This is a genomic window from Candidatus Poribacteria bacterium (assembly GCA_021295755.1).
Taxonomy (GTDB): Bacteria; Poribacteria; WGA-4E; order WGA-4E; family PCPOR2b; genus PCPOR2b.
Map to the genome: position 1 here is coordinate 15,578 of JAGWBT010000050.1, position 18,431 is coordinate 34,008.

18 protein-coding genes are annotated in these 18,431 nt (G+C 49.1%); 5 read left to right on the forward strand and 13 right to left on the reverse strand.

From position 1 onward, the window contains the following. Window positions 1-348, reverse strand: a 348-nt coding sequence (locus J4G02_09105; protein ID MCE2394730.1) for a prolipoprotein diacylglyceryl transferase, incomplete at its 3' end; no start/stop codon positions are given. A 97-nt stretch (window positions 349-445) separates the two neighbouring features. Continuing rightward, window positions 446-1,609 (reverse strand): chromate efflux transporter, encoded by a 1,164-nt coding sequence (chrA, locus tag J4G02_09110; protein ID MCE2394731.1) that lies wholly within the window; start codon window positions 1,607-1,609, stop codon window positions 446-448. A gap of 200 nt (window positions 1,610-1,809) precedes the next feature. On the opposite strand from chrA, the gene J4G02_09115 reads away from it, so the two are divergent. Next, window positions 1,810-2,487 (forward strand): hypothetical protein, encoded by a 678-nt coding sequence (locus J4G02_09115; protein MCE2394732.1) that lies wholly within the window; start codon window positions 1,810-1,812, stop codon window positions 2,485-2,487. 35 nt (window positions 2,488-2,522) lie between these two features. Here the strand turns inward: J4G02_09115 and J4G02_09120 are convergent, their stop codons facing one another. After that, window positions 2,523-3,581 (reverse strand): Gfo/Idh/MocA family oxidoreductase, encoded by a 1,059-nt coding sequence (locus tag J4G02_09120; GenBank protein MCE2394733.1) that lies wholly within the window; start codon window positions 3,579-3,581, stop codon window positions 2,523-2,525. Between the two features lie 138 nt (window positions 3,582-3,719). Here J4G02_09120 and J4G02_09125 point away from each other — a divergent pair, with 138 nt between their 5' ends. Further along, window positions 3,720-4,778, forward strand: coding sequence for a metallophosphoesterase (locus J4G02_09125; protein ID MCE2394734.1), 1,059 nt, complete (start codon window positions 3,720-3,722; stop codon window positions 4,776-4,778). Here J4G02_09125 and J4G02_09130 read toward each other — a convergent pair. The 6 genes from J4G02_09130 to J4G02_09155 all read right to left on the reverse strand — a co-directional run bounded on the left by J4G02_09130 (window position 4,685) and on the right by J4G02_09155 (window position 10,454). Continuing rightward, window positions 4,685-5,593 (reverse strand): hypothetical protein, encoded by a 909-nt coding sequence (locus J4G02_09130; GenBank protein ID MCE2394735.1) that lies wholly within the window; start codon window positions 5,591-5,593, stop codon window positions 4,685-4,687. The two genes, J4G02_09125 and J4G02_09130, sit on opposite strands and share 94 nt — an antisense overlap. A 244-nt stretch (window positions 5,594-5,837) precedes the next feature. Beyond that, the gene (locus J4G02_09135; protein ID MCE2394736.1) at window positions 5,838-6,590 is read right to left on the reverse strand and encodes a Crp/Fnr family transcriptional regulator; all 753 of its coding nucleotides are present in this window, start codon (window positions 6,588-6,590) and stop codon (window positions 5,838-5,840) included. After that, a complete protein-coding gene (locus J4G02_09140; GenBank protein ID MCE2394737.1) occupies window positions 6,587-7,267 on the reverse strand; it encodes a glycosyltransferase family 2 protein in 681 nt (226 codons plus the stop codon). The genes J4G02_09135 and J4G02_09140 overlap by 4 nt, the downstream gene beginning before the upstream one ends. Before the next feature lie 72 nt (window positions 7,268-7,339). Next, complete coding sequence (locus tag J4G02_09145) at window positions 7,340-8,194, reverse strand: YceI family protein (protein ID MCE2394738.1); 855 nt, start codon at window positions 8,192-8,194, stop codon at window positions 7,340-7,342. Between the two features lie 47 nt (window positions 8,195-8,241). Further along, complete coding sequence (locus tag J4G02_09150; protein ID MCE2394739.1) at window positions 8,242-9,483, reverse strand: tetratricopeptide repeat protein; 1,242 nt, start codon at window positions 9,481-9,483, stop codon at window positions 8,242-8,244. A 185-nt stretch (window positions 9,484-9,668) separates the two neighbouring features. Beyond that, window positions 9,669-10,454, reverse strand: coding sequence for a DUF1080 domain-containing protein (locus J4G02_09155; GenBank protein ID MCE2394740.1), 786 nt, complete (start codon window positions 10,452-10,454; stop codon window positions 9,669-9,671). Window positions 10,455-10,981: 527 nt separating this feature from the next. Between J4G02_09155 and J4G02_09160 the strand changes: the two genes are divergently transcribed. The 3 genes from J4G02_09160 (at window position 10,982) to J4G02_09170 (ending at window position 13,225) form a co-directional block, all read left to right on the forward strand. Further along, window positions 10,982-11,371, forward strand: coding sequence for a VOC family protein (locus J4G02_09160; protein ID MCE2394741.1), 390 nt, complete (start codon window positions 10,982-10,984; stop codon window positions 11,369-11,371). A gap of 7 nt (window positions 11,372-11,378) precedes the next feature. Beyond that, window positions 11,379-12,146 (forward strand): sugar phosphate isomerase/epimerase, encoded by a 768-nt coding sequence (locus tag J4G02_09165; protein ID MCE2394742.1) that lies wholly within the window; start codon window positions 11,379-11,381, stop codon window positions 12,144-12,146. Window positions 12,147-12,265: 119 nt separating this feature from the next. Further along, window positions 12,266-13,225: a DUF362 domain-containing protein gene (locus J4G02_09170; GenBank protein ID MCE2394743.1), complete on the forward strand. Its 960-nt coding sequence runs from the start codon at window positions 12,266-12,268 to the stop codon at window positions 13,223-13,225. 172 nt (window positions 13,226-13,397) lie between these two features. Here the strand turns inward: J4G02_09170 and J4G02_09175 are convergent, their stop codons facing one another. The 4 genes from J4G02_09175 to J4G02_09190 all read right to left on the reverse strand — a co-directional run. Continuing rightward, the gene (locus J4G02_09175; protein ID MCE2394744.1) at window positions 13,398-14,759 is read right to left on the reverse strand and encodes a hypothetical protein; all 1,362 of its coding nucleotides are present in this window, start codon (window positions 14,757-14,759) and stop codon (window positions 13,398-13,400) included. 58 nt (window positions 14,760-14,817) lie between these two features. Beyond that, window positions 14,818-17,136 carry a tetratricopeptide repeat protein gene (locus J4G02_09180; GenBank protein MCE2394745.1) on the reverse strand — a complete coding sequence of 773 codons (2,319 nt, stop codon included), beginning with the start codon at window positions 17,134-17,136 and terminating at the stop codon, window positions 14,818-14,820. A 44-nt stretch (window positions 17,137-17,180) separates the two neighbouring features. Then, a complete protein-coding gene (locus J4G02_09185; GenBank protein ID MCE2394746.1) occupies window positions 17,181-17,660 on the reverse strand; it encodes an HAD-IC family P-type ATPase in 480 nt (159 codons plus the stop codon). Further along, window positions 17,611-18,431: HAD-IC family P-type ATPase (locus J4G02_09190; GenBank protein ID MCE2394747.1), on the reverse strand; the 821-nt coding region annotated here is incomplete at its 5' end. The genes J4G02_09185 and J4G02_09190, both read right to left, overlap by 50 nt.

Consider the following 18,431-nt stretch of genomic DNA (forward strand, 5'->3'; position numbering starts at 1 on the left):
TGCCATACCAATCGTATCAATTGTCGGTAGAATCGGATTGGGGGACCGATGGATAACAAACAGAACGGCAGCAAGCGCGCCGATAAGGCCGCCATACCAAACTATTCCACTATTTGAAACCAGTTCAGCTATTTCGATTCTGCCATCTTGCAGTGCTGAGTACAGTTTGGCACCAATAATTCCGCCGACTGCAGCTGCAAAGATTATCGATGATGTCGGACGCGGGTCCAATCCTTTTCTTGCTAAATCACGCTGCGAAATCAAAAAAACAGCAAGAAAGCCTAACGCCATCATAAGACCGAAACTGTGAATCGCTATGGGACCAAAATCAATGAGCGTTGGATACATTATTTCCTCTACGTTGAGTTCTTTCGTTAATTGGACACTAAGTAGGAACTGCCCCCAGTAGATTGAGATCCTACCAAAACTTCTTCTATCTTGCGTTTCACGTAACTGTTTTTAATAGCCAGCCTATCGCTGCACCACCTAGCACCAGCCACGCCGAATTGACTTTATAGCGGAACAGCACCACAGCCGATACCAAAGCAATTAGCCCGGCTCCCCAATCGATCTGCTTGGCTTCCCAATCAATTAGTGTGTGACGTGCTAACTCAACTGTGACCGCTGCCATCAACCCAATCGCGCTTGCGTTGACCGCATCCAGAAACGCACCGGCAACTGCTGACTGGCGCAAGCGAGGAATGAGCGGGTTGGTCGCTAATACAAATAGAAATGATGGTCCAAAGATGCCAAGGGTCGCCACAAGCGCTCCAAGAGGTCCTGCTAAGACGTAGCCGATGAATGTGGCTGTCGTGAGGACGGGCCCCGGCGTGAACTGCCCAATCGCGACGGCATCGAGAAGTTGTTGCTGCGTCAACCATTGATACTGTTCAACTAGACCACCTTGCAGGAAGGCAATGAGGACGTAACCACTACCGAACAGGACACAGCCGATTTTAAGGAAGAAAAGCCCAAGAGAAGAAAGGGTAACTGACGACGAAGGGGCAGCCGTGACCGAGAGCGCCAAATTACTGGAGGGAAGCCATACAAAACCGAGCAGCATTTCCCCTTTCCCCAACCGACTTCCGAGTTGCCACAAGACCCCTACAATCCCACCGCCAAGTAACGCTATAATTTCATTGATTCCAAACAGGACAAGCACCATCACCAGGAATCCGATACCGATCAAAAAAGGTCCCTTCGCTGCTGTTTTGCCCAATCGCCATACCGCACTGAGAATCACGGCGATGACCGCCGGCTTGATACCATATAACAGTGCCTCCGCCTGTGGTACCGTCTGAAACCGGTCATAAACCCACGCACAGCCCAATGTGAGCAATGCTGCGGGTAGAATAAAGCTGACACCTGCGACCACTAGTCCCACAATCCCTGCACGTACAAAACCGATGTGGATTGCCATTTCGGTGGAGTTGGGACCAGGAATCAGATTCGTCGCACCGATGAGATCAAGGAACCGCTCGCGCGTCATCCAACCACGGCGTGTGACGACCTCATCCTCCATCATTGCGATATGTGCCGCAGGTCCGCCAAAAGCGGTAACACCTAACTTGAGAAATAACCCTAAAAGTTGCCCAATCCTGTCCATCATACTTTCCGATTATAGGCACTCACGATCAATTTGTCAAGATCTATTTTCGGAATCAGAACCGTCCCCCTTTTCCGCTCCTATTTTCAGATTGATTGCCGTTTCATTTTCTGTTATAATGCCAAATGATAGCGGATTTTTGACTCTGTTAGGATAGGCTTGATACCAAAGTTCTCACAAGAAATTATGGGAGGAAAACCCTCATGAATCTCATTTTTATTGGATGTGAATATACGGGTAAATCGACGATAGCAGCAGAAGTCCTAGAATGGGCAAAACGCACTTTAGGCGGAAGCAGTCATTTCCATGACCATATGAGTGTTCCTTCAAGCGAGTTGATAGCAGAAGCGCAAGAATCTTTGTTGACCCTCCATCCCCAAGCCTTAGAGATGCTCCAACGATATATGATTGAGTACCACATCTCAGAGGCTTTCTATAGCAACCCCGATCACAATTTGATGGGTTTGGTCATCGAAGAAGCGGTATATGCCCCCTTATACTACGGCTATGGTGGGAAAGATAGCAAGGCACCCTTCCGAAGCCCGGAAGGGCAGCGGACAGAGATGGCGCGACGCCTAGAGGGGAAAATCCTTGAACGTGCACCGGGGGTAGTGCTGGTCCTTTTCAAAGCCTCCCCAGAGGTGATTGCGAAACGGATGAAGGAAAACCCACATACCCATCAAGTTGTACAGGAAAAGGACATTGAGTATGTTCTGCAACGGTTCGAGGAGGAGTTTGAAGAGTCCTTGATACAGAAACGAATCGTCCTTGATACCACGATTGCGACTGTCGAGGAGACATTGGCTGAATTCGTAGAGAAATACGAACCGTTCCACACCGACGCGGATCTGCTGCGGTTACGTCAGCATTCGACAGCGTAGACAAGGTAATGAGGTTAACTCGGTAAATTAGGGGATCACCAACTGAAGACCCACCGCTCCCGATTCGGGATAGGCGGACTGACGGGCACTCCACCGCGTAGATGGGACTCGTAAATACCGAATCCAATGTCTTGACTAAGCAGCGTCACCCGGAGGTTGCTCTTGCCGGGTTCTCCGGTTTTAATTGAGTGGATGAGGTCACGGATGAGATACACAGTGCCGCTCCGCGGCGGTATCTGCTTGACCGGGACCGTATCCCACGCATCTGATGTCGCATCTCGACGTCGCATCTGCACCGCCTCACCATCGTTCACGACACGGATAACGCCGTTAGTGCAGACCAATTCGATCTCCCTGCCAACGCCGGTGCCTGCCACATGTGCGGTTGTCCCGTTATCAAACTTGATGAGTGCGAACAGGATTGACGTATCTTGGACAAATTTCATGCCGGAGGTGTCCCCCTCTGCTGGGTTGAGTTGTGAGATGATGCCCTGAATTGACACCGGCTCCGGGTCACCGAGCATATACAGCAGCAGATCAATAAAGTGACCTTCAAGTGCCTTACCTTCAAAACCTAGCACCGATCGAACTTCTCCCAATTCTCCGCTTTCGGCGATGGTCCGCGCTTGTTCGTACGCCGCCCAGTGGCGATAGATAGGTCCGTACTCCAAATGAACTCCATTGCGCTCAAATGCCTCTTGGATAGCATCCGTTTCCACGAGTGACATACAGAGCGGCTTCTCCGCATAAACACCCTTAACGCCATGTTCTGCGGCGAACACCATCTCCTCCGCATGTTGTTCGGGGCGCGTGGTGACACTGACGATATCGAGGTTTTCTTTCTCAATCATCTCACGGTAGTCAGCGTAAGCAGCAGGAACATCCCATCGTTCCACAAAGTTCGCTAGTCGTCCCTCATGGATGTCACACGCAGCGACGATTTCCGTCTCATCTATAGCCGCGTAGCCCGCCGCGTGAGAGTAGGGAAGTGCCAAACCACCACGATAAGGGCGTTGTTTTCTTTTTTCTATCTGTTCGTCTTCGATGGTGTTTGCCATGCGGCCACACCCAATAACGCCGACTCTAAATGCCATTTTCTTCTCCGTAATTGTTAAAAAATTGTTAAAACCTTGATATTTTAGAGACCCCGCTTGCAAAAATAACGGGGTTATGCTATTCTATCAGAAATTATTCTTTATATAATATCTATCAAATAAGGACTTATCCTATCCATGTCACCTAAAGTAGTACGACGTAAATCCCTGCATCGGTCGCTGTTTAACATGGGGATTAGCGGAATTACATTGACCAATTCTGGAAGTTTAATTGAGCCACAATGGGTTGAAATTACACAACACGAAATTTCGATTGCGAATCTTCCACCCGCTTTTGAAGGATTTTCGATTGTTCAACTCACCGACCTGCATCACAGTTCGATTGTCACGCTGGATTATCTTCAAGCCTGCTTTCAGCAAGTGGTGGATTTACAGCCGGATCTGGTCGTAATGACCGGGGATTATATCACTTATCAAGAGAAATATGCGGAGCCAGTGGCACAGGCTATCGGTGAAACTATCATTGAGGCGGGGATTCCCACCTATGCTGTCCTCGGTAACCACGACCATTGGAACAGCGACTGGAACGATGACTGGAACGACGATTCAGATGCCGATGTGTTTCCCTTGCGAAATCGTTGGAAGGGCGATGGCGTTGAAGTAATCAACGCGTTGACAGCGGAGGGGATCAAAGTATTGATGAACGAAGCCGCCCTGTTACGGCGCGGTAGTGACCGCCTATGGCTCGTTGGCTGCGACGACCTGCTTGCTGGAGATTTCAATTTAGAGCGTGCGTTAGAGGCTCTGCCTTCGGTTGATGAACCACGTTTTCTTTTAATGCACAACCCACAACCGATCGAATCGATTGCCCATCACGGATTTGATCTGGTTCTGTCGGGACACACGCACGGTGGACAAATCTCCTTACCGTTTGTTCCCCCCAAGGTAGGGAGTAAATATCTTGCTGGCCTTTTCTATGTAGGTGCGTCACGGCTTTACGTTTGTCGCGGACTCGGGGTCACAGGCGTTCCGATCCGATTTATGACAACCCCAGAAATTGCGTGTTTCCGTCTTGTTCGTGCTTCCGGGGTACGGTCAACAACCGCCAATTTCCCAACTCAACGCAACTCCCGATCCGCATATTACAAAAGGCTCGAAAGATATACACGACTCGAAACCGCATCTTCCAAAGGCTGGTCTGTTGGGGTGTTTTCGAGCAATAGGTCACCCTTATAACCTCCCGCTACCAAACGTCTGCCAATCGCTGCAAAATCGACATATCCGTCGCCGACCTGTGTCAAAACACCGTCTGCCGTTTTCTGTTTGAAATGCACCGACGTTAGATCTCCCATTCTCACAGCGTTCCAGAATTCCTCCGGTGAGTTGACTGGGGTACCATCGTCACGGTAAGTATTTGCCTCATCATAGGTCAACAAAGCCCCGCCCTGCATCGCTAGATCAAGCGTAAAGGTTGCTGGTTGTCGTGAATTTTCAACCGCAAAGACCATCGGACAGTTTGGTAACAACGACCGATACCGTTTTACATTATCAATCGCAGCCTGCGAATCTGTTTTCCCTCCCATAGGCGCAAGTCCGACAATCCGCAACCGTGCGTCCGCTGGACACAGTAAGTATGCCAATTTTTTCGCTTGAATAATCTGTTGCGTGTCCGCTTCAAGGTCTTCAGGCGCACCGAGCCACGAGTGCGACATGGCGTAACTCAGTTTCAAATCCCTCGCCAACTCAACAAATGTACTGACACGCGCAAACAGGGCACCATCCTCCGCCGTAACCGCCGAATCCTGTCCCCCTTCCCAGATCGCATCACAAATCGCCTTCCACTGCTCGTCTGTATAACGTTCCATTGCTGTTTCAATCTCACCAATCAAGCCACCAAATTCGGAGTTACGGAGGTAGTCTCCTTCGCGCACCTCCATATCTTTGAAGCCTTGATCGCCAAACTGGCGGGCGAGATCTTCAAACCGGTCGCCGTCATCAATGCGTTTCGTCCAAATATTGGTTACAATGCCGAGTTTGTCAAATATTGACATCTTTCCCACCTTTATCTCATTTTTATATACTACATAAGCCCACTAATTTTCGCTGAAGGTCCTCGTGTTGAAACGTTATCAGTATAAAACATAAAGGGGTACGTGGCAATTAAATTCTATCACTATTCTGCTTTTCACACTTCTGATGCCAACGCTATTTATTTGAATTTTGAATCAGTGGAATTTATGGTAACAAGGGAGGTTTTTTTATTGCAGGAAGGGTATCGACAATGGAAAGGTATGGTTATTGGACAACAGCTTCGCTTTCCTCTTCGCGGTCAACCTTGATTGAAAATTCCTTCATCTTTGCGTCCGCGATTTTTTTTAGCTGCCATTGCTCCAGAATTTTAATTCGCCGGTGGCGCATATCTATAAAACCGAGCCGCTTGAACTCATTGAGGAGTGCACTCGTCGTTTCCCGTGCTGTTCCGATCAAATTTGCTAATTCCTGCTGCGAAAGTTTCACGTTCAGGATAATGCCTTGGCTATCACGTACACCGTGCTTCTCTGCTAACGACATAAGCAGGGCAGCCAGCCGGGACGGTGCATTTCGGAATACTAAATTTTCAAGTTGGTTTTCGATCTCACGCCGTCGCAGTCCGATTAGTTTGGTGACGTGCATCGCCAAGTCTGGCTTCTTCTTCAACAGCATCTCAAAGTCCCGACGACGTATCACACAGATATCTGAATCATCCAGTGTCTCCGCGATTGTGCCGCGGGGCTCCTCATCAATTAACGCCATCTCACCAAAGATTTCACCATTTTCAAGCACTGCCAACGTCAACTCCTTGCCATCAGGTGACCGCTTATAGATCTTGACCCGTCCTTCTTTGAGCAGGTAGACCAGATCTCCCGGATCACCTTGACCGTAAATCCGTTCACGTCGCTTGTAATGCTTCATATATGAAATACGGTCAATGACGTCGATTTCTCTGTCGGTCAAATCCTTGAAAATATCAAAATGCTTCAGATACCAAATTTTTTCTAGTCTTTTCATCGTATCAAACCGTAACGAAGAATTGTTGTAATAATTTTATATCCGGCTAAAATTGTTCCTTTAACGGTTCCTGTAATTTTCGATTGTCCAATCCGCTTACGATAACTAACCGGTACTTCGCACACACGTAATCCCATCTTGGCTGCTTTGACTTGCATCTCAACCGTCCACCCAAAGGTTTTGTCCTGCATATCCATCGATAGCAGCTGTTCATAGCGAATCGCGCGGAAGGGACCCAAGTCAGTGTAGTGGACGTGAAATAGCAGCCGAATCAGAAAGGTGGCAAGTGCATTGCCAAAACGAGCCTGCGGAAGCAAAGCCCCTTTCTCACGCACGCCACGGATTCGCGAACCTATCGCCATCTCTGCCTCCCCGGCAAGAATTGGTTGGATTAGCAACGGCATCTCTGACGGAAAGTCGCTATAGTCGCCATCGAGGAACACCACAATTTCTGGTGCGTTTAGCGCCGCGATGCCTGCGAGACACGCAAAACCGTAACCTCTGTGGTCCTCTCTTACCACCCGTGCCCCCGCAGCGTGAGCTACTTCAGCCGTTCGGTCAAGACAACCGTTATCAACAACAATAATCTCTTGAACGCACACCTTGGGAATATCGGCGATGACTTTGCCGATTGACTCCTCTTCATTGAAGGCGGGGATAATAACAGATACGCTCATTTGAGGCACTTCCAAATATCTGGGAGTGGGAGGGGTTTGAAGCCCTCCCCTACAGATACATCCCTCCTAATCCTATTCGCCACAAGGGTTGCATGGGTTACAAGGGTTCGCTCCCCCACACGGATTGCAGGGATTACAAGGATTCTCTCCTGCACACGGATTACAGGGATTCACCCCTGCGCACGGGTTGCACGGATTGCAAGGGTTAGCAACCCCCGTTGTCGCTGTCGAACCGGCCAAGTCCACGCTCACCTTTATTGTCTCTGCTAGTTTGAGAAAGATGAATTGCGGCACTTCAATATTATAATCGGGAAGATTCAGCGAAAAGCCACCGTTAATTATCAGGAGATCGCCCGGCAGCCTGCCCTTGGTGGCTTCACTCTCGTCGAAATAAGTGATCGTAATATCTTTTAGATGGACGGCGTTTTTAGCCCCATGTAATGATAAAGTGCCTTCAGCGTCTACCGTGAGCGTCTTCCCATCCATGAGCATGTTATCAGAGGCTTTGGTTACTTTGTCTATCGTGAGCATCGCTTGGGGATATTTGGCTGTCTCCAAGAAGTTATCCCGCATATGTTCATCGCGCTTGTCGATTCCTGTCTTCAAGCTGGCGAGATCCAATGAAAAGGATGCCTTCAATCCCTTCATGATGTCCTTTGGATTGACCTGAACGGAGCCCGTAATTTTGCTGGTTGTGCCGACAATTTTTTCGAGCGGTGCCTTGGAATCGAAAGTGAGTACATCTCTGCCTCTGGGGTCATCAATTCCAAAGTGTTTCATCCCCGAACATGGATTGCAGGGATTACAGGGGTTTGTCGCTTCTCCACCGCAGGGGTTGCATGGGTTCTCGGCAGCAAAGGCTCCGGCTGATAAAATCATTGTTGCTATCATGCCCAAAATCAAGGCGTAACGGTTGAATCTTGTCATGTTACTTCTCCTTATTCTAGATTAAATTTACGAAAGAGAATTGATAATCATTTCCCTTTCAGCACGTTGATCTCTTCTTGCCAACGTGTTTTCTGTTGACTGTCCACCTGAGCGCGGACAGCTTGGTGTAGCGCAGCAAGTGCCAATTTTGGCTCTAATGCTATGCTATAACCCTCGTAAAGCGCGTACAATATTTCTGCTTCGTCTGGATTTGCGTCAACTAAGCTTTCCAGAATCGGTATTGCCTCTTGAGGACGATCTAGTTTGGTCAACGCTCTTGCTTTATACAACAAGCCGTAATAGTAGTTCGGAGCGGAACCCAACGCTATTTCGGCGTAATCAAGCGCCTTTTCCGGTTCCCCTAGTTCGATATAACAGAGCGCTAAAAATGCGTGCGCGTCGATTTTGGGGTTCGCTTCTGGATTCCAGTTCTGATCTTGTCGCCAAACTTCGTCTGAACGGATAAAAGCAGGAACCGCTTCAGCGTATTTCCGCTGCCGAGTCAACGCCCAACCCAAATTAAAATAGGACTGATACATCCCCGGATCCGCTTCAATCGATTTCTGATAATAGATTGCTTCTTTGATTGGGTCGGTGGTGTGTCTCGCTATCTCGAAGTAACGATTGGTGCGCATATCTCCATTACCAATACCACCGATAGCTTCGCCTTTTTCATTGTATCGTGTGTTGCCATCGTCTTGATAGGTGCCCATTGTCAAATACAGTTCAGCAATCTGATCTTTGATTTTTGAGATCCACCCACTTCGCGTTTCGCGTTCCAGTGCTGCCTGATAAGCCTCCATTGACTCTTGGAGACGTTCCGTCCGGGTATAGACTTCGGCGAGGTTCTCTAACGCATAGAGCGAAAAACGATTCTCGTGTTGCGAATCGAGTGCAACCGCTTTTCGGTAGTTTTCTATCGCCCCTTCTGCCCGGCTCTTTTTCCAGTATGCACCGCCAAGCCAGTAGTAAAGTTCGACCTTATCTGGCATTGCCACACTCGCTCTTTCCAGGAAAGAGATGGCAGCCGAATAATTATTGTCACTATATGCCATCAGTCCAAGTTGATAGTTCGCACCGGCGTGGTCGGGATGAAGATAGATTGTCATCAGGAAATGCTTCCGAGCGAGTGCTCTATCCCCGTTGTCATTGTGTGCCTTGCCCTCTTGAAAGTGGAGCTCATACAATTTGGAATCCAACTCAGGGCTTTCCGTTGGCGCTTGAGCCAACCCGATCGAAATCGCGACGACTGTCGTCGCAAGAATAAGGAGATATTTAATCGTATTCATAGTAATATTATATAGCCTAAGGTTAGGGCATGTTGACATTTGTGTTGTAATGAGATTTCTGAGTTTCAACGCTGGGATTATCCGGTTACAATGAAATATCAACAGAATCCAGACAGCTAAGGTTTTTTGTTGAGTCCATCGGCATCAATCGGGTAATTCGTTTGGCACTCATGCGTGACCGAACTTCAATGGAAGCCACCCTTTCTCTCTCCCCAAGTGGTCGTGAGTTGCTTTCGGGACTGTACTGCAAGAGCCTCATATTGAACCTCAAAGTCGTCGAAGTGGACACGGTTCCCCCATCCTGACGACAGATAAATTCTCCCCGCCGTGTAGGTGTCGTTAAGAAAATCTAGCATTTCTATATCATCAATAAAGCATTGAAACCGATTCCCCTTGGCGATGATCTTCAACCGATACCACTTGTGCAGTCTGAAATCAAATAATCGAAATGCACGCGATCTGCCCTCGCTATTGATATTCCATCTGTTTCCTTTCTTAGAAACCTCCACATGTTGAATGGTCGCTCCAAAACCTCTTTTTGTAACTCCACCACCTATATCCTGATAACCTAGGATAAACTTGTAAGATTGCTCGTACGGAAGCGTTCGGAGCGTCTTGTTACCCTGAAAACTTTCAATGAACGGCTCAAGGCGTTGAGGTATATGAGCGCGCAGCCCAATGTGTGGACCACGCAGAATACCCTCAACTAGCCTGCTGATTTTTACAGACACTGACACTTCATAGTCGCTTGCGATTATACCATCAACAGCAATGACAGCCTCTGCCCCAAACTCGGCCTTAGGATTGGGAGAACTGAGAACCAATGCACTATCCTGAATCCTACCATGTTCGGCACCTTGTATGAATGTCCATCCCTTTAAGTCACCATCGTTAAAATCATCACGAAATATCTCTGCCCATACTGATGACGCAAACAACGTAAGCATCAACATAGCCATCATGGTTTTCATAAGGTATCACCTTTGCTCACATATCAGAGATGGTCTTGGATTGCTGTAAGGCGATTTTCCAAAATCGACGTTTCGGTGTCGAGATATGAATCTCGACTTACAATCTACAATCTCCAACTTGTATGGTTTGGGTTGCCCAACCCACGTTGGACGGTGGGCGAGGGGACCTCACCCCTACGATTCTGGACAGCTTTACACAAATGTCAACACGCCCTAGCAACTTGGGTTATTTTAACCCAATAGTTGATTGGACAGGTCTCCTAGTGTTGTAGGTTGAGTTGAACGCGAACCGCGAAACCCAACACCATACTAATTATCAAGCATAATTCATCAGTTCAATAAACCAATGAACTTCCTATAACTATCTCACATCTAACACCATTTTTCAATACGAATATTCCGAAAGTCTCCTAAGATCGCATTCAGTTGTAAAAGGACTTGCTTGATAATGGAGGGTGTGTTATCATTATTTACAGCATTTCTGCCTCAATTGATTCATCCAAAATTGACAACAGAAAGGAAACCAAATGGCTGTTTTTTTACACACCCGCGTTCGAGTAAGTGACCTCGATAAATCAATCAATTGGTATTGCGACCATCTGGGCTTTGTCGTTAAAAGTCGAAGCGACAAATCGCCTGCGGGCAATCAGATTGCGCATCTGGAACTACCCGGTAACCTGCATACCGTCGAACTAACCTATTCACCCGATTATGAGCTCAATGTCCCAGAAGATTTAATGCACTTCGCCATTGGGGTCCCAGATCTCGTCGCCTGCTGTGACACGTTGGAGAAAGATGGCATTGAGATTTGGCCCGACGGTTGGCGCGAACAGTTCACATCGGGCGGCATGAAGATGGCATTCATCGATGATCCGGACGGCTACGAAATTGAGCTGCTGGAACGTAAGGAGGCATAAACCAACCATGAAGATTGGATGTGCCGCCTATTCATTTCGCCAGTATTTGACAAGCGGTGAAATGAGCCTTGAGGGTTTTCTACAGAAGGCGGTCGAAATGGACGTGGACGGCGTCGAGTTGACCGCTTACTATTTCCCGTCAACGGACGATGCTTATTTGTACACCCTGAAACGTCAATGCTACCTGCTAGGGTTACAGGTTTCGGCAGCGGCTGTTGGAAATCGCTTCACAGACCCTGACCCCGGTGAACGGTCCGCACAGGTTGAGTCTGTCAAGAATTGGGTTGATGTCTCCGTTAAACTTGGGGCACCCTGCCTGCGTGTGTTTGCGGGAGGAACGCCTGAAGGACATAGTGAGGCGGAAGCTCGCCAATGGACAATTGACGGTTTGAAGGAGTGTGCTGAATACGCTGCGCCGCGTGGCGTTTTGCTAGCGCTGGAAAATCACGGAGGGATAACGTCTACAGCAGATCAGGTTATCGATCTGATTACGTCAGTTGACTCGGAGTGGGTCGGCGTGAATTTGGATACGGGCAACTTCCGTCAAGACCCCTACGGCTCGCTAGCGCGTGTCGCCCCTTACGCTGTAACCGCCCATGCAAAGACAGAGATTCCAAGGGGAAGCGATGGCAAGGAGGAAGCAGACTTTTCCAAAATCGTTGGGATGCTCAAAACACAGGGGTACAAAGGGTATCTGTCTATCGAATATGAAGCCGCCGAGGATGCAATGACTGCTGTTCCTCGTTTTGCCCAAATGTTGAATTCTCTAATTTAGACAGTTTGGGCGATCTCACCTCGCCCTTTACGACTCAACAACTTTTCCTGAATTGCTTTGCCTGCATATGTTATATTGCGGGGAAAATGTGGAAATGTAAAAGAACAAGGAGGATACCGATGGCTACCAATCAAACGAGAGTTGGACTCGCCCGAACCGGCGAGCGACGCCAAAATGTCTTCACCGCTCTGGATCTCGTGCGCGACGATATCACATCAAAGTTGCGCGAGCAGGTGATGTTGAAGCCGAATTTCCTTTCCAGTACAAATCAACTCGCCTCGACACACGTTGACGCAATCCGTGGTGCAATGGACTTCTTGTTGACTGTGCCGGAGCCACCCCAAGAGATTATCATCGCAGAAGGTGCCAACCAAGCGTTTTCGGGAGAGGCTTTCGAGAATTTCGGTTACAAATCTTTGCTCGACGAGTATACCATTCCGATTCGGTTGGTAGACCTGCATCAAGATGAGGGTTGGGAAGATACGCCTGTCGTTCTTGCCGATCGCAGCGAAGTGCCCGTGCGGATGCCTAAGACCGTGCTCGATTGTCCGTGCACAATTTCTGTTGCGGTTGCAAAAACGCATGATGTCGATGTGGTAACGCTTGCCCTCAAAAACATGATTATGGGAACGCTCCATCTCTCAGATCGCATCAAAATGCACGGTTACCATAGCCACGCCGATCGGGAATTGCCGCGTGAGGCGCAAACCTTGAACATCAATTTGATTCGCCTCTCCCGTCATCTCTGTCCGGATATCGCTGTGATCGACGGCACCCTTGGCTTGCAGGGGAACGGTCCGGGCGGTACAGATTCGATTCCGCTCGGAATTGCTGTTGCCAGTGCTGATGTGTTTGCTGCGGACGCTGTAACCACAAAGGCGATGGGATTTGAACCGTTGGAGATCGGTCTGTTCCATTATGCCAATGAGATGGGTTACGGGGTCGCAGATCTTGAACAGATTGATGTGTTAGGTACACCTGTTGATGAGGTGATAAAGCCGTTCAAGCCACACGAAACAGCACACCTACAATTCCAATGGCAGGAAGCCGATGCGGCACGTTACCTAAATATCGGCTAGTAGGCGATTATGCATCGGTTTAGATTTGACAGACCAGTACGCCATTAGCATAGCTCAAGTTGCTAGTCGTTGAAAATCCATTGATTTTCTGTTTAGGTTGATAGGTTTGGTCTTTCGCTCCGGAGGAGCGCAATGTGTATAACAGACCATAACTTAGGTTAACATGGCACAACTATGCCCGAAACTGTATGGCGTACAGGTCTGCCGCTGCCATAACAAAGCGGAGACGAACCGCCCTGCCTGCCAGCGAACCAACATCGCTGCCGTTCTCCCATCTGACGACCCGCTCAATTTCATCCCCAAAAATCTCAACACACTCAGCTAACCGATACCCATCAATTGGCTGTCCCTCCGTGTCTTGGATTTCAACACGCAAGCCTCCCGCTACAGATGTTGCGTAGTTAACGACCAACTTATCTCCCTCAAAAATCAACGGTTTCGTCAAAAATTCGCCGCCGGCGTAGGGCGCATTAACTGAGACAAATCCGTCAGTTCGGAGTACACCGCGCCGGAGACGGATAGATGGACGCCGGTAATGCTCCATAAAATAGACCGACATTTCCGCAGAACCCGTTGGAACAACACCCACGCCAACGTACAGATTTCGGTCTGTCCAGCTGTCGGGGTCAGAACCAAGACTCAGGAACGGTTCCATAAAACGCCGATCCCAGTGTACGCCATCGCGGCTGGTCATGAAAACGCTTTCGGAGAGACCGCTGGCTGGCCAATCTTTATCGAACTTACGGTCAGGGACAAAACGTTTGGGGAACATCAGGTAGATATGGGGCGCTCGGAAATACTGTGTGCAGGCGTTTTTGTAGAGATGTTCTGTTGGCGAATTTCCTAAATCAATGAATTCCAAGTCAGACCAATGACGAAAGTTATCTGAAACGCTTCGGCGAATGGATCGGATGCCCGGCGGAATCCAACCCCGTGCATATGTCACGTACCGGTTTTGCATCGTATCCCAGAATGCAACGTTATGAGAATCAAACATGGGCCAAGGGTCATCTGGTGCTATCAAGATCGGATCTTGGTCCAACGTCTGCCAATGCACACCATCTGGGGAGGTGAACCCCCGCAACGTAGCACGTTTATCTATCGGCGGACCTACTCCAACGGCTTTGTAACGCTCTGAGTCTGACGCATTTAGGTTGCCGTCCTTGAAAACACACAGCGCTTTTGCTTCGCTCCCTTGGAGGACAATATTGTTTTCCCTGTTCCCGTTGAACTCAAAGATTCCTAGCGTTGGACGTTCCCAATGCACACCATCTGTGCTCTCTGCATAGGCTGTGCATTGGTCTTCCCATGTCGATTCCGAACCGCACCCCCGATACCACAACCGATAGCAATCACCCTCTTGCATCACCACCGGATCATAACTTATTGACCCTTCCCACGGTTGATTGAACTCAAGGACGACCTCTTGGGGAATGGGATTGTGCATTTGAAGACTAACGCCATTCATCTCTTCGATAAGCCAATCATCTACGAATAGTTCCAACCTTGAATTGATATTCCGTAACCCCTCCATTTATCCCCTCCAGTTGGTTTGATGCCGTTGCATCGATCTGCACCTTTTCACGCACTCCCTAATTTTCACCATCAAGTAGCTGTTCGGCGCTCAAACTGTCAGCGTCCAATTCCTGAATCCAACCCATAACTTCTCTCATCTGTTGAAGTGCATTCTTTTCTTCCAACGCCAATGTCAGGCGCCTGCCGGTGTCTCTCAGTGTGACTCTCACTTCCTTTGCCGTTGGTTCTACCTCCAACGCTGCACGGTATTCCTCCACAGCGTCCAAAATTTCATCGCGACCAATATAACACACAGCGAGGCTATTTCGCGCACGGGCAAGGTGGTTCTTAATGCGTGGTGAATGCCGATCATCGACAAACTGCCGCTCAAATTGGGATTCAATTGATAACAGGTTTTGATAAGCAATGTTATTTATCGGTGTAAGAGCCAAGGCGGACTCAAAAGCTTCTATCGCTAAAATTGGTTGTCTTCTCAACAGGTAAAGATAGCCGATTGTATTGTAAACTTCTGTAGTTTTTGCCGATGCGTCGATCTTTTCAAACTCGGCAAGCGCGGCAGTATATCTTCTTTGATTCATGAGCGTATTTCCGCGTGCGACGTATAGATTTTTTGACACGTTTTCTGTTTGCAAACTCTGAGGCGCATCTTTCAAAAGCGCCCCCAACTCTTTTTCAGCAGTTACGAAGTCACCTGCAAGTTGATAAGTGTTGATGATGCTCAATCGGAGATTCACCTGTTGAGGCGACAACGCAAGCGCAAGCCGTAACTGATCTATTGCTTCATTGTATCGTTCTTTGCTGTCGAGGTGTTGTGCGTAATGATGGTAGGCAGCAACGAGGTTCTTACGAGATTGCCAATCATCAGGTTTTGCGGAAAACGCTGACCGGAATGCGTCAATCGCCTGTGGATATGCCCCTTTTTTGAGATACAGTTCGCCGAGTAGGCTGTGTGCATCGGCATCAGCATCTACCTGAATAAGTTGGAGATAGGCATCAATCGCCTTGTCGATATGCCCTGATTTGCGGTGTGTGTTGGCGCGTTTCCACAGAACATCCACTAGGTTTGCATACGCGATATTCAGCGTTGGGGTCAATTGTAACGCTTCCCGATACGCAGCGATTGCCTCCTCCCAACGCTGGGCGCCCGTCAACTCTACACCGTAGTTGCTCAAATACCCCGCAAGGTTCTGTTTGATTTCTAATTCAGCGGGATCGAATTCAAATGCCCTACGGTATTGTGCGATGGCGCTTTTGAGGTCACCGTCCCTTGCATAAGCATCGCCCATAAGGCGATACAGAAGCGCATCCTCCGGTTTGAACTGGAGTGCTTCGCCGAAATACATCGCCGCTTTTTGATACGCTTTAACGTTCAGTGCCTCGATACCTCGCTCCCGAAATATCTGATAAAGATTATTCCGAGGCGTCGGATCGTAGGGATTCATTTTGAGCGATTTTCGGAAGGCAGTTATGGACTGGTCAATTTCTCCGGTCCGATAGTACATCACGCCAATTGTGTTGTAATCGTTGGACGAAGGCATCTGCTTGAGCGTTTCTTCAAGTAGGTCCACCGCTTGTTGGGAGAGACCAACTCTCTGGTATACCTGTAGCAGGGTTTCCCGTGCCGGGTCGAAGTCTGGGTTTATTTCAAGACAGTTTTTGAAGCTAGCAACAGCCAGTTCGGTATCTCCCTTGTCGTCGTAGATTGTCCCTAGCAGGTAATGTGTGCGTGCGTTCGTTGGGTTGGTTTCGAGCTGCTCTTTTAAAATGTTAATGGCAATATCGTGTTGAGGCGTGTTTTGTGGTGTGGAGTAGACTTTCAGTAATGTTGCTCGATCCCGAGTAGTTGGACGTTGTGCAATTGATGCCCAAAAACTCACGTCAAGTGGATTAGGACTATGCCCCCACAGCCCGATAGCATGTCCAAATTCATGAAGGCAAACCGTTCGAGTCTCTTCCCGCGACAGTTTTTCCGATAACGAAGGCCTAGGTAGTGAGAGGATAATTTCGACGGAGAAATCCCCAAAGCGGTGGCGTGTGAGTTCTGCTTTTCCATAGGTCATATCCATGTTTGCCGGGTTGTTATATCCCCAACGGACCAAAATATCAGCATCCTTGCTCGTTCTCAACTCCTGAAACTGAATTTTTCCATCGGAGACCGCTTCCCACTGTCGCATCGCATACCTTAGCGCGGGAAGGTAGGTCACTTGTAGCGTCGGTGTAATGTAAACGGTGATCGGCATTTCGACAAAGCGGGTAATCCTGCCGTGAGAGAAGACTGTGATTTGATCGAAATAGTCGTCAGCCAAAGCCGAAACGGCAGAGATCAGGAGTATCACAGAGAGGACGATGCCTCGAAGTGGACCATGAATTTTCATCGGCTTTTTCCTTGTAGGATCGGACTTGCACAACGGTAAATTAATTACCGCTTCATTCGCAAACTATTGGTGACGACGGTCACACTGCTAAAAGCCATGGCGAGGGCAGCCAGCACAGGGTGCAGGGCGCGTAGCATCATCGGTAGGAAAGTGAACGGGTACAGCGCACCCGCTGCCACCGGGATGAGGAGGACATTGTAGAAAAAAGCCCAGAACAAATTTTGCTTGATGACGCGCATTGTCGTTTTGCTGAGGGCAATCGCTTGTGGTACAGACCGAAGATCACCGCTTATCAGGGTGACATCAGCCGCTTCCATCGCCACATCAGTCCCTGTGCCGATGGCGATGCCCACATCCGCTTGGGCTAATGCCGGTGCATCGTTGATGCCGTCACCGACCATTGCCACACCTCCGATAGCTTGAGATTCCCCCTTCATTTCCAGCTGCAGTTTCTCCACTTCCGCTGCCTTATCCTCAGGTAGGATTTCGGCGAGGATCCGGTCTTTCCGCTGTGGCTCGGTTATCGCCTGTGACCATCACCACCTGCAAACCCAGACGGTGCATCTTATCGATGGCTTCCTTGGAACCGGGCTTGATAGTATCCGCCACAGCAATTAGCCCTGCGGCTTTGCCATCGAGAGCAACCCAGATTACACTTTTCGCCCCCGCCTGTAACTTCGCCGCTTCGACTCCCAAATCATTAAGATCGACATTCTGCTCGTCCATCATTTTAAGATTGCCTAGGACGACCTGATGCCCTTCGATCTGAGTGAGAACACCATGTCCAGCTAACGCTTCAAACTGGGAAGGCTCTACCAGCGACAACCCACGCGCCTGCGCCGATCGTACGATGGCTTCACCGATCGGATGTTCGCTCCCCCGCTCCGCCGAGGCAGCCAGCCATAGGAGTGCGGTTTCTTCCTGCTGCCCCTCTCCCATCTCTACCCCATTCCCCAACGCCTTGGTGATAACGCTTAGGGTGTCGCCTTCCGCAATCACTATATCCGTCACCGATGGTTCACCTGTTGTAATCGTGCCGGTCTTATCGAGAATAATCACCTTGAGCGAATGCGCGAGTTCAAGTGCCTTGCTATCCTTGAAAAGGATGCCCTGTTCCGCCCCTCTGCTTGTACCGACCATAATAGCGGTCGGTGTCGCAAGCCCAAGTGTGCAAGGGCAAGCGATAACCAACACCGCTACCATCCGGATCATCGATGGCGTAAAACCAGCGTCCATGCCAAACCACCAGACCAGCAGGGTGACAGCTGCAATCGCAATGACAGCGGGTACAAAAA